Origin of the sequence: Serratia sp. root2 (genome assembly GCF_031931805.1) — a bacterium.
GTDB classification, from domain to species: domain Bacteria; phylum Pseudomonadota; class Gammaproteobacteria; order Enterobacterales; family Enterobacteriaceae; genus Serratia; species Serratia inhibens.
Genome location: NZ_JAUJXB010000002.1, coordinates 181,393 through 193,953, shown reverse-complemented (window position 1 = coordinate 193,953; position 12,561 = coordinate 181,393). Strand labels below are relative to the sequence as shown.

At 56.3% G+C, this 12,561-nt stretch carries 9 protein-coding genes; 7 read left to right on the top strand and 2 right to left on the bottom strand.

Features of this window, described 5'->3' with window-relative positions; translation table 11 throughout:
- Nucleotides 1-108 precede the first annotated feature (108 nt).
- Entirely contained in the window at nucleotides 109-1,416 is a 1,308-nt protein-coding gene (locus tag QZQ97_RS14570; protein ID WP_311994057.1) for an MFS transporter, read from the top strand.
- Between the two features lie 46 nt (nucleotides 1,417-1,462).
- Here the strand turns inward: QZQ97_RS14570 and satP are convergent, their stop codons facing one another.
- A complete protein-coding gene (gene satP, locus QZQ97_RS14565) occupies nucleotides 1,463-2,062 on the bottom strand; it encodes an acetate uptake transporter (RefSeq protein ID WP_311994056.1) in 600 nt (199 codons plus the stop codon).
- A 324-nt stretch (nucleotides 2,063-2,386) separates the two neighbouring features.
- Between satP and dnaK the strand changes: the two genes are divergently transcribed.
- From dnaK to nhaR, 4 genes are all read left to right on the top strand, one after another.
- Entirely contained in the window at nucleotides 2,387-4,300 is a 1,914-nt protein-coding gene (gene dnaK, locus QZQ97_RS14560) for a molecular chaperone DnaK (protein WP_311994055.1), read from the top strand.
- A gap of 106 nt (nucleotides 4,301-4,406) precedes the next feature.
- Nucleotides 4,407-5,537, top strand: coding sequence for a molecular chaperone DnaJ (gene dnaJ, locus QZQ97_RS14555; protein WP_126480153.1), 1,131 nt, complete (start codon nucleotides 4,407-4,409; stop codon nucleotides 5,535-5,537).
- Between the two features lie 242 nt (nucleotides 5,538-5,779).
- Entirely contained in the window at nucleotides 5,780-6,946 is a 1,167-nt protein-coding gene (gene nhaA / locus QZQ97_RS14550; RefSeq protein WP_311994054.1) for a Na+/H+ antiporter NhaA, read from the top strand.
- A 196-nt stretch (nucleotides 6,947-7,142) separates the two neighbouring features.
- Nucleotides 7,143-8,042 (top strand): transcriptional activator NhaR, encoded by a 900-nt coding sequence (gene nhaR / locus QZQ97_RS14545; RefSeq protein ID WP_004950031.1) that lies wholly within the window; start codon nucleotides 7,143-7,145, stop codon nucleotides 8,040-8,042.
- A gap of 68 nt (nucleotides 8,043-8,110) precedes the next feature.
- Here the strand turns inward: nhaR and rpsT are convergent, their stop codons facing one another.
- Entirely contained in the window at nucleotides 8,111-8,374 is a 264-nt protein-coding gene (rpsT, locus tag QZQ97_RS14540) for a 30S ribosomal protein S20 (RefSeq protein WP_006317535.1), read from the bottom strand.
- Between the two features lie 390 nt (nucleotides 8,375-8,764).
- On the opposite strand from rpsT, the gene ribF reads away from it, so the two are divergent.
- On the top strand, nucleotides 8,765-9,703 hold the full coding sequence (gene ribF / locus QZQ97_RS14535) for a bifunctional riboflavin kinase/FAD synthetase (RefSeq protein WP_311994053.1): 939 nt from the start codon (nucleotides 8,765-8,767) through the stop codon (nucleotides 9,701-9,703).
- 32 nt (nucleotides 9,704-9,735) lie between these two features.
- Nucleotides 9,736-12,552, top strand: coding sequence for an isoleucine--tRNA ligase (gene ileS / locus QZQ97_RS14530; RefSeq protein WP_311994052.1), 2,817 nt, complete (start codon nucleotides 9,736-9,738; stop codon nucleotides 12,550-12,552).
- Nucleotides 12,553-12,561: the final 9 nt, after the last annotated feature.

Sequence of the window (12,561 nt, the reverse complement as noted above, 5' to 3'; positions counted from 1 at the left end):
AGATTAGCTTCAGTCCGTCTGGTGTGAAAATAATTTGCCGCTATAGTAAGAATTCGTTTACAGAAAGCCTGCGGCTTTTACTTCTACAGCCTTTTCCGACGGTACCCTATGCCTCACGATAATAATCGCCGGTTAAACCGGCAAGACTACAAAACTCTGACGCTGGCTGCTCTCGGCGGCGCGCTGGAGTTTTATGACTTCATCATTTTCGTCTTCTTTGCCGCGGTGATGGGCGAGCTGTTTTTCCCGGCGGACATGCCGGAATGGCTGCGACAGGTGCAGACCTTCGGTATCTTCGCGGCCGGTTATCTGGCCCGGCCGCTGGGCGGCATCGTGATGGCGCATTTCGGCGATCGGGTTGGCCGCAAAAAAATGTTCAGCCTGAGTATTCTGTTGATGGCGTTACCGACCCTGGCGATGGGCCTGTTGCCCACCTACGCCAATATCGGCATTGCCGCGCCGCTGCTGCTGTTGCTGATGCGTGTGTTGCAAGGGGCGGCGATTGGCGGTGAAGTGCCGGGCGCCTGGGTCTTCGTCGCCGAACACGTGCCGCGCCGCCGTATCGGCTTCGCCTGCGGTACGCTGACCGCCGGCCTGACCGTCGGCATCCTGCTGGGATCGCTGGTCGCGACGGTACTCAACACCACATTAAGCCAACAAACCATTCTCGGCGGCGGCTGGCGCATCCCGTTCCTGCTCGGTGGTATCTTCGGGCTGGTGGCGATGTATTTGCGCCGCTGGCTGCAGGAAACGCCCATCTTCGTCGAGATGCAGGCGCGCAAAGCGCTGGCCAAGGAGCTGCCGCTAAAATCCGTGGTGCTTAATCATCGCAAGGAGGTGGCGGTCTCTATGCTGCTCACCTGGCTACTGTCCGCCGGTATCGTGGTGGTCATTCTGATGACGCCAACCTATCTGCAAAAGCAGTTTGGCATCGCCCCGGCGCTGTCGCTGCAGGCCAACAGCATTGCCACCATCATGCTGATTGCCGGATGCATTGCCGCCGGATTGTCGGCGGATCGCTTTGGCGCCAGCAAAACCTTTATCGTCGGCAGTTTATTGCTGGCCGGCTGCAGTTGGCTGTTCTATCGGACGGTGGGGGTGCACCCGGAAATGCTGTTCGCCTGTTACGCTCTGGTGGGCTTCAGCGTTGGGGTCGTAGGCGCGGTACCTTACGTGATGGTGCGGGCTTTTCCGGCGGAAGTGCGTTTTACCGGGATTTCGTTCTCATACAATGTCGCATACGCTATTTTTGGTGGTTTAACCCCAATATTTGTCACGCTGATCATGAAGTTAACCCCGTTAGCGCCTGCTTACTACGTGCTGGCGTTGTCCGGCATCGGGCTGTTGCTGGGCATCTACCTGCACCGCGATTTAAACAGTGAAACCAAGGCGCAACGCGCCGGTTCCTACAGCTGAAAAAAAACCCTGCGACGCAGGGTTTTTTGTTTCAGGCCAAAAGCGATTACGCCATTGCCAGAGCGGGTTCCGCACGTTTGGCCGTCACTTCGCCAATCGGCAGCACCCTGCGCCCGAACTGCTCGTTGAGCACTTCCGCCATTGCCAGGTAAATGGCGCTGGCGCCGCAGATCACCCCTTCATAACCGGCAAAGGTCAGCAGCGCGTGGTTGCCGGTGATATTGCCAATCGCCAGCAGGGCGAACAGCAGCGTCAGGCTGGCAAAGATGAATTGCAGCGCACGGTTGGCGCACAGCGTGCCGAAGAACATGAACAAGGTGAAAACGCCCCACAGCGCCAAATAGACACCCAATACGGTAGCATCGGTCGGTTCGGCCAGACCCAGGCGTGGCAACAGCAGAATGCCGACCAGGCTCAGCCAGAAGCTGCCGTAGGAGATAAAGGCAGTCATGCCGAAGGTATTGCCCTTCTTGTATTCCAGCAGGCCGGCGATAATTTGGGCCAGGCCACCGAAGAAAATCCCCATGCTGATGATGACGGAAGTCAGTGGGAAAAAGCCCGCGTTGTGCAGGTTCAGCAAGACGGTGGTCATCCCGAAGCCCATCAGGCCGAGCGGGCCGGGATTTGCCAACTTGTTGGTGTGCATATGTCCTCTGCGATAACAGAAAGTTAACGGAAATAGCTAAGTAAATTCATAAATGGTCTGAATGGCCGAAAAACCCGTAACTTCCATCAGAGCGCGCGGCATCATAATGATCCCCTGAGCAGGAAACAATGATCTGAGTGACGATAAAAAAGAAATTTTTTTCACCTTGCCCCTTGATGCTGAGTCGGATGGCCCCATCTTATTTGCAACCGCAGTTGCTGACCGCGGGAAAGACTGAGATAGCGGGCAGTTGAAAAGCAAAAAATCGCCCGCATATAGGTTAGCAACCTGACCGATTATGAATTTATTAGTGGAGACGTTTAGATGGGCAAAATTATTGGTATCGACCTGGGGACTACCAACTCCTGCGTAGCAATTATGGATGGTGGTAAGGCGCGCGTGCTGGAAAACGCCGAGGGCGACCGCACAACTCCTTCTATTATCGCCTATACCCAAGACGGTGAGATTCTGGTTGGTCAGCCGGCTAAGCGTCAGGCTGTGACTAACCCACAAAATACCCTGTTTGCGATCAAGCGCCTGATTGGCCGTCGTTTCCAGGACGAAGAAGCACAGCGTGATAAAGACATCATGCCGTACCAAATTGTGGCCGCGGATAACGGCGACGCCTGGATCGAAGTGAAAGGCCAGAAAATCGCGCCTCCGCAGATTTCTGCTGAAGTGCTGAAGAAAATGAAGAAAACGGCGGAAGATTACCTGGGCGAACCGGTAACTGAAGCGGTTATCACCGTACCTGCATACTTCAACGACGCACAGCGTCAGGCGACCAAAGACGCCGGCCGTATCGCAGGTCTGGAAGTAAAACGCATCATCAACGAACCGACCGCTGCAGCTCTGGCTTACGGCCTGGACAAAGAAGTCGGCAACCGCACCATCGCGGTTTATGACCTGGGCGGCGGTACTTTCGATATTTCCATTATCGAAATCGACGACGTTGACGGCGAAAAAACCTTCGAAGTTCTGGCAACCAACGGCGATACCCACCTGGGTGGCGAAGACTTCGACAGCCGTCTGATCAACTACCTGGTTGAAGAGTTCAAGAAAGAACAGGGTATGGATCTGCGTAAAGATCCGCTGGCAATGCAGCGTCTGAAAGAAGCCGCAGAAAAAGCGAAGATTGAGCTGTCTTCCGCTCAGCAGACCGACGTCAACCTGCCGTACATCACGGCAGACGCGAGCGGCCCGAAACACATGAACATCAAAGTGACTCGCGCCAAACTCGAGTCGCTGGTCGAAGATCTGGTTGCGCGTTCCATCGAGCCGCTGAAAGTTGCGCTGAAAGACGCAGGCCTGTCGGTTTCCGACATTCAGGACGTGATCCTGGTGGGCGGCCAGACCCGTATGCCAATGGTTCAGAAGAAAGTCGCTGATTTCTTCGGTAAAGAACCGCGTAAAGACGTTAACCCGGACGAAGCCGTTGCGGTGGGTGCTGCGGTACAGGGCGGCGTGTTGGCCGGTGATGTGAAGGACGTTCTGCTGCTGGACGTTACCCCGCTGTCGCTGGGTATCGAAACCATGGGCAGCGTGATGACTCCGCTGATCACCAAAAACACCACCATCCCGACCAAGCACAGCCAGGTGTTCTCTACCGCTGAAGACAACCAGTCTGCGGTAACCATCCATGTGCTGCAGGGTGAGCGTAAACGCGCTAACGATAACAAGTCGCTGGGCCAGTTCAACCTGGACGGCATCCAGGCTGCTCCACGCGGTATGGCGCAGATCGAAGTGACCTTCGATATCGACGCCGACGGTATTTTGCATGTGTCCGCCAAAGACAAGAATACCGGCCGTGAGCAGAAAATCACCATCAAGGCTTCTTCCGGTCTGAACGAAGAAGAAATCCAGAAAATGGTGCGCGATGCCGAACTGAACGCCGAAGCTGACCGTAAGTTCGAAGAGCTGGTGCAGACCCGTAACCAGGCCGATCACCTGATCCACGGCACCCGTAAGCAGTTGGAAGAAGCAGGCGACAAACTGCCGGCAGAAGACAAAACGGCTATCGAAGCGGCGCTGAAAGATCTGGAAGTTGCGGTTAAAGGCGAAGACAAAGCCGATATCGAAGCCAAGACTCAGGCGCTGGTGCAGGTTTCCGGCAAGCTGCTGGAAATGGCTCAGGCGCAGCAGGCTCAGCAAGGCGCTGATGCCGGTGCTGACAACGCGGCGCAGAAAGACGACGACGTGGTTGACGCTGAGTTCGAAGAAGTCAAAGACAAGAAATAATCGCCCTTAAGCGGGCACGGAACGGCCGCCAGGCCGTTACCGGAAACCAGCACGGGCGTCGAGGCAACTCTACGCCCGTGCACGCATGTTAAGGGTAAGAGAAATAATGGCGAAGAAAGACTATTACGAGATTCTCGGCGTCTCCAAGACGGCGGAAGAGCGTGAGATAAAAAAGGCGTACAAGCGCCTGGCGATGAAATACCATCCTGACCGCAACCAGGAGAAAGACGCCGAAGCCCAATTTAAAGAGGTCAAGGAAGCCTACGAGGTCCTGACCGACGAGCAAAAGCGTGCGGCCTACGATCAATACGGCCATGCAGCCTTTGAACAGGGTGGCATGGGCGGTGGCGGCGGGTTTGGCGGCGGTGGCGCCGACTTCAGCGATATCTTTGGCGACGTATTCGGCGACATCTTCGGTGGTGGCCGCCGTCAGCGCGCCAGCCGCGGTTCCGATCTGCGCTACAACATGGAGCTCTCCCTCGAGGAAGCGGTTCGTGGCGTTACCAAAGAGATCCGTATCCCGACGCTGGAAGAGTGTGGCGTTTGCCACGGCAGCGGCGCGAAACCCGGCAGTTCGCCAGTCACCTGTCCGACCTGTCATGGCCAGGGTCAGGTGCAAATGCGCCAGGGCTTCTTTACCGTACAGCAAGCCTGTCCGCACTGTCATGGCCGCGGTCAGATCATCAAAGACCCTTGCAACAGCTGCCACGGCCACGGCCGGGTAGAGAAAGCCAAAACGCTGTCGGTGAAAATCCCGGCCGGCGTAGATACCGGCGATCGCATCCGCCTGGCGGGTGAGGGTGAAGCGGGTGAGCATGGTGCACCGGCGGGGGATTTGTACGTTCAGGTTCAGGTGAAGGCTCACCCGATCTTCGAGCGTGAAGGCAATAACCTGTACTGTGAAGTGCCGATTAACTTCGCGATGGCGGCATTGGGCGGCGAGATTGAAGTGCCGACGCTGGATGGCCGCGTGAAGCTGAAGGTACCTGCAGAAACCCAGACGGGCAAACTGTTCCGCATGCGCGGCAAGGGTGTCAAATCTGTACGTGGCGGCAGCCAGGGTGACCTGCTGTGCCGCGTGGTGGTGGAGACCCCGGTTAACCTGAACGACAAGCAGAAGCAGTTGCTGAAAGAGCTGGAAGAGAGCCTCGGTGGCCCATCCGGCGATAAAAACAGCCCGCGTTCGAAGAGCTTCTTCGATGGCGTGAAAAAGTTTTTTGACGATTTGACGCGTTAATTCACTGTTTTCATTAGCCTGTTGCATGAAACCCCGGTGTCGAGTCCGGGGTTTTTTATTGCCTAAGGCCTTTCACTGACCCCTAATTTAAGTGTGACTCATATCTTCAATTGTTCGGTTTTTACGAGTCTTATAGCATTTATAAACGTATTTTTTCGAGCTTAAACGGCGTCTATACTCATTCCATTACATTGTCCCTGGGGCGCTTGTGTCTGCCCCGCAATGCTGTGGAGAGACGTATTGTGACCAACATTATTCGTCAGTTTTTACGTCAGGAAGCCGCGGGCGGCATTATCCTGATTGTGGCCGCGATTATCGCGTTGATCATGGCCAATACCCCGGTTCAGGGGATTTATCACGCTTTTCTCGATTTACCTGTCATGGTGAAAATCTCCTCGCTGGAGATTGGCAAACCCTTGCTGCTGTGGATTAACGATGGCCTGATGGCGATCTTTTTCCTGGTGGTCGGGCTGGAAGTTAAACGTGAGTTGATGGAAGGCTCATTGGCCGGGCGTGACAAGGCGGTATTTCCGGCGATCGCCGCGTTGGGCGGTATGCTGGCGCCGGCGCTGATTTATTTGATGTTCAACGGTGCGGATGAGGTCACCCGTCAGGGCTGGGCTATCCCGGCGGCCACCGACATTGCGTTCGCCCTTGGCGTCATGGCGCTGTTGGGGAACCGCGTACCCACCAGCCTGAAGGTGTTCCTGTTGGCGCTGGCGATTATCGACGACCTGGGCGTGATCGTGATTATCGCGCTGTTCTATACCCATGAAGTGTCGATGGCTGCGCTGGGCGTGGCGGCGGCTTCCATTGCCGTGCTGGCGTTGATGAACTGGCGCGGCGTGGGAAAAACCTCGCTCTATATGCTTGTCGGCCTGGTGTTGTGGGTGGCGATCCTGAAGTCCGGGGTGCATGCAACGTTGGCCGGGGTGATCGTCGGCTTTATGATACCGCTGCATGTGAAGAAGGGGCCATCGCCGTCAGAGACGCTGGAGCATGGGCTGCACCCTTGGGTGGCGTTCCTGATACTGCCGCTGTTTGCTTTCGCCAACGCCGGCGTTTCATTGCAGGGCGTGTCGCTGAGCGGGCTGACCTCGCTGTTGCCAATGGGGATTGCAGCGGGTCTGTTTATCGGGAAACCCTTGGGCATCTTCACTTTTAGCCTGCTGGCGGTGAAGCTGGGTATCGCCCGATTGCCTGAAGGAATTGGTTTCAAACAGGTGTTTGCCGTTTCTGTGCTCTGTGGTATTGGTTTCACCATGTCGATCTTCATCGCGTCGCTGGCCTTTGGCGATGCCGATGCTGCATTAAGCACCTACTCGCGGCTGGGTATCCTGATTGGTTCCACCACCGCGGCAGTAGTGGGATACGGTCTGTTGCGCCTGTCGTTACCGAGAGTCAGATAACGCCTTTAGGGGATCCCCTGTTGACGGGGGACACACTAAAATAGCTGGTCGGAGCTGTTCGGTATAAAATATGTTCAGCTTCGACCATTCTGTTTGGGACGAATGCAGCAACAGGTTGTCTGAAAATACAGCAAGGACATTAATCGCTCATCACGGCAGACCCTTTGCCGATGCGAAACGTTAAGGAGAGCACCTCGTGAGGATGTCGCATATCAACTTTAATCACCTTTACTACTTTTGGCAGGTCTGCAAAGAAGGTTCGGTGGTCGGCGCCGCCGAAGCGTTGTTTCTGACGCCGCAGACCATTACCGGCCAGATCAAAGCGCTGGAAGAACGTTTGGACGGCAAGCTGTTCAAGCGTCAGGGGCGTGGACTGGTGCCGTCAGAGCTGGGGCAACTGGTTTTCCGTTACGCCGACAAGATGTTTATGCTCAGCCAGGAAATGCTGGATATCGTCAATTATCGCAAAGAATCTAACCTGCTGTTCGACGTGGGTGTAGCGGATGCGCTTTCCAAACGCCTGGTGAGTCAGGTACTGGAAACGGCGGTGGTGGTGGATAACGAGCAAATTCACCTGCGTTGCTTTGAATCAACGCATGAGATGCTGTTGGAACAGCTCAGCCAGCACAAGCTGGATATGATCCTGTCAGACTGCCCGGTGGATTCCAGCCAGCAGGAAGGGTTGTTTTCGCTCAAGCTGGGGGAGTGCGGCATTAGCTTCTTTTGTCGTCAGCCGGCACCGGATCTGCCGTTTCCCGCCTGTCTGGAGCAGCGCAAGCTGTTGATACCCGGCCGCCGTTCGATGCTGGGGCGTAAACTGCTCAACTGGTTTAACACCCAGGGCATTCAGGTGGAGATTCTGGGCGAATTTGATGATGCCGCACTGATGAAGACATTTGGCATGTACCACAACGCGATCTTCGTTGCGCCGACTCTGTATGCGCAGGACACTTATAACGATGATGACGTGGTGGAGATTGGGCGTATCGATAGCGTACAGGAAGAGTACTACATCATCTTTGCCGAGCGAATGATCCAGCATCCGGCGGTGCAAAGGGTCTGCAACAAGGATTTCTCGGCGCTGTTTGCTTACTAGACCGGGTATTGCAGACGTAAAAAAACCGGCCTGAGCCGGTTTTTTTTATCAAGCAGACAACACGATGCTTATTGCATTGCGTTGATGCGCGCCGACAGGTTTGACTTATGGCGTGCTGCTTTGTTTTTGTGGATCAGGCCTTTAGCAGCCTTGCGGTCCACGATTGGTTGCATTACGTTGAATGCGTTTTGTGCTACTTCTTTGTCGCCAGCTACGATTGCCGCTTCTACTTTCTTGATGTAGGTACGCATCATTGAACGACCACTAGCGTTATGCTTACGGCGTTTCTCAGACTGTACGGCGCGTTTCTTAGCTGATTTGATATTAGCCAAGGTCCAACTCCCAAATATATTCTATTGAGGACAATTCGAAGGCCGAGGAATATGCCCTTTTGGCCTGCGTTTGTCAATGAATTTGTGCAAATAAGCGCCGTTTGTACGGGCGGCACTTGCTACGTTGTGATGGCGCAGGATTTTACCAGCTTCGGTCATGGGAATACAGTCTTTCGCGAGAAAATTCGCCAATGATTTGTCGCGGTGGTCGCAAGCCATTGGCCGTAGTCGGTAATCGCGTTTATGGCGCCGGATAAACTGCGGTCAGGGCGTTTCACCTGCCGATTATCTCCGGTATGGTATGTCTATTACATAAAGGCACCAATCGCGGGTTAACCTTAACCGCTGTACAAGGTATAATCCGGCGATTTCCACTGTTTTGAGCCAGCTATGCAGCTAATTCGCGGCGTTCACAATATCCGGGCACGTCACCATGGTTGCGTGCTCACCATCGGCAACTTTGACGGCGTACACCGCGGTCACCAGGCGTTGCTGGAGCAGCTGAAACAAGAAGGGCAGCGCCTCGGGCTGCCAGTGATGGTCATGATCTTTGAGCCGCAGCCGCTGGAAATGTTTGCAGCGGACAAGGCGCCGGCCCGTCTCACGCGTTTGCGTGACAAGGCCAAATACCTGGCGCAGGCGGGGGTTGATTACCTGCTGTGCGTCAAGTTTGATCCGCGTTTCGCCGCCAATACCGCCCAAGCGTTCGTCGCCGAACTGCTGGTGGAAAAGCTTGGCGTAAAATTCCTGATGGTCGGGGATGATTTTCGCTTTGGCGCAGCTCGCCAGGGCGATTTTCCGCTATTGCAGAAAGCCGGGGAAGAATACGGCTTCGAGGTGATCAGCACGCCGACCTTCCGTGAAGGCGATCAACGCATCAGCAGCACGGCCATTCGCAATGCGTTGCGCGATGACGACCTTGCGCAGGCAGAAGCGCTGCTGGGCCATCCGTACAGCATTTCAGGCCGGGTGGTGCACGGCGATGAGCTGGGCCGCACCATTGGCTTCCCAACCGCCAACCTGCCGCTGAAGCGCCTGGTTGCGCCGGTGAAAGGGGTTTATGCAGTGGATGTTTATGGCCTGGGCCCTGAACCGCTCCCGGGCGTGGCCAACATTGGCACGCGCCCAACCGTTGCCGGCGTGCGACAGCAGCTGGAAGTCCACCTGCTGGATGTCACAATGGATCTTTACGGGCGCCATATTGACGTGGTGCTCCGCGCGAAATTGCGCAATGAACAGCGTTTTGCTTCGCTCGATGCGCTGAAGCAGCAAATCGCCAATGATGTGGTGACGGCCCGAAAGTTCTTCGGGCTACAGACACCGGTTTAATCTCTATAGCCGAAAACGGAACCGAGAATCTAATGAGTGACTACAAGAATACCCTGAACTTGCCGGAAACAGGGTTCCCGATGCGCGGCGATCTCGCCAAGCGTGAGCCTGGCATGCTGCAACGTTGGTATGAACAGGATCTGTACGGGATTATTCGTACTGCCAAAAAGGGCAAAAAATCCTTCATTTTGCATGACGGCCCTCCGTATGCGAACGGCAGCATTCACATTGGTCACTCGGTTAACAAGATTCTCAAAGACATTATTATCAAGTCTAAAGGGATGTCCGGTTTCGACTCGCCTTATATTCCGGGTTGGGATTGCCATGGCCTGCCGATCGAACTGAAAGTAGAGCAGCTGTACGGCAAACCGGGCGAGAAACTCACCCCGGCGGAATTCCGTCAGAAATGCCGCGAGTATGCTGCCGAGCAGGTTGAAGGTCAGAAGAAAGACTTCATCCGTCTGGGCGTGCTGGGCGATTGGGATCACCCGTACCTGACCATGGACTTCAAAACTGAAGCCAACATCATCCGCGCGCTGGGCAAGATCATCAGCAACGGTCACCTGCTGAAAGGCGCCAAGCCGGTACACTGGTGTACCGACTGCGGCTCTTCGCTGGCCGAAGCGGAAGTGGAATACTACGACAAGACTTCTCCGTCGATCGACGTGGCGTTCCATGCGGCCGACGCGGCTGCGGTAGCGGCCAAGTTTGGCGTGAGCCACTTCAATGGCACTATCTCGCTGGTTATCTGGACCACCACCCCGTGGACCCTGCCGGCCAACCGCGCGATCTCGCTGCATCCGGAGTTCAGCTATCAGCTGGTGCAGGTCGACGGTCAGTGCCTGATCCTGGCCGCCGAGCTGGTCGAGAGCGTGATGAAACGCGCCGGCATCACCGAATGGACGGTGCTGGGCAGCTGCAAAGGCGCCGATCTGGAGCTGTTGCGCTTCCAGCATCCGTTTATGGGCTTCGACGTGCCGGCCATTATGGGCGAGCACGTGACGCTGGATGCCGGTACCGGTGCGGTGCATACCGCGCCTGGCCACGGTCCGGACGACTTCGTGATCGGCCAGAAATACGGCCTGGAAGTGGCCAACCCGGTAGGGCCGAACGGCTGCTACCTGACCGGCACCTACCCGCTGCTGGATGGCAAGTTCGTGTTCAAGGCCAATGATCTGATCGTCGAACTGCTGCGCGAGAAAGGCGCGCTGCTGCACGTGGAAAAACTGGTGCACAGCTACCCATGCTGCTGGCGCCACAAAACGCCGATCATCTTCCGCGCCACCCCGCAATGGTTCATCAGCATGGATCAGAAAGGCCTGCGTCAGCAGTCGCTGGAAGAGATCAAGGGCGTGCAGTGGATCCCTGAATGGGGCCAGGCGCGCATTGAAATGATGGTGGCCAACCGCCCGGACTGGTGCATCTCGCGTCAGCGTACCTGGGGCGTGCCGATGTCGCTGTTCGTGCACAAAGACACCGAGCAACTGCACCCGCGGAGCGTTGAGCTGATGGAAGAAGTGGCCAAGCGCGTAGAGCAGGACGGCATTCAGGCCTGGTGGGATCTGGACGCGGCCGATATCCTCGGCGCCGATGCCGCCGACTACGTGAAAGTGCCTGATACCCTGGACGTATGGTTCGACTCCGGTTCAACCCACTCTTCGGTCGTGGACGTACGCCCTGAGTTCAACGGCCACGGCGCCGACATGTATCTGGAAGGTTCGGATCAGCATCGCGGCTGGTTTATGTCATCACTGATGATCTCCACCGCCATGAAGGGCAAGGCGCCTTATAAGGAAGTGCTGACTCACGGTTTCACCGTTGACGGCCAGGGCCGCAAGATGTCCAAGTCGATCGGCAACACCGTCAGTCCGCAGGACGTGATGAACAAGCTGGGCGGCGACATTCTGCGTCTGTGGGTAGCCTCGACCGATTACACCGGCGAGATTGCGGTTTCCGATGAAATTCTTAAGCGCTCCGCCGATTCTTACCGTCGTATCCGCAACACCGCACGCTTCCTGCTGGCCAACCTGAACGGGTTCGAGCCGAGCACCGACTGTGTGGCACCGGAGGATATGGTGGTGCTGGATCGCTGGGCGGTCGGCCGTGCGCTGGCGGCGCAGCAGGATATCGAGCAGGCTTACGCCAACTACGATTTCCATGAAGTGGTGCAGCGTCTGATGCAGTTCTGTTCGGTCGAGATGGGCTCCTTCTACCTGGACATCATCAAGGATCGCCAGTACACCGCGAAGAGCGACAGCGTTGCTCGCCGCAGCTGCCAGACCGCGTTGTTCCACATCGCAGAAGCGCTGGTGCGCTGGATGGCGCCGATCATGTCGTTCACCGCTGACGAAATCTGGGGCTTCCTGCCGGGCAAACGCGCGCAGTACGTGTTCACTGAGGAGTGGTACGACGGCTTGTTCGGCCTGGCCGAAGGCGAAAGCATGAACGATGCCTTCTGGGCCGAGCTGCTGAAAGTGCGTGGCGAAGTGAACAAGGTTCTGGAGCAGGCGCGAGCCGATAAACGTCTTGGCGGTTCTCTGGAGGCGGCGGTAACGCTGTATGCCGACAGCGAGCTGGCTGAGCGCCTTAATAGCCTGAAAGACGAGCTGCGCTTCGTGCTGCTGACCTCGGCGGCACGCGTTGCACCTCTGGCGGATGCGCCGGCGGACGCGCAGGAATCCGAACTGGTGAAAGGTCTGAAGATTGCCTTCAGCACGGCAGAAGGCGAAAAATGCCCGCGTTGTTGGCATTACACTACTGACATCGGCCTGGTGGCGGATCACGCAGACATCTGCGGCCGCTGTGTGATCAACGTAGCCGGCGACGGCGAAAAGCGTAACTACGCCTGAGAACAAGTG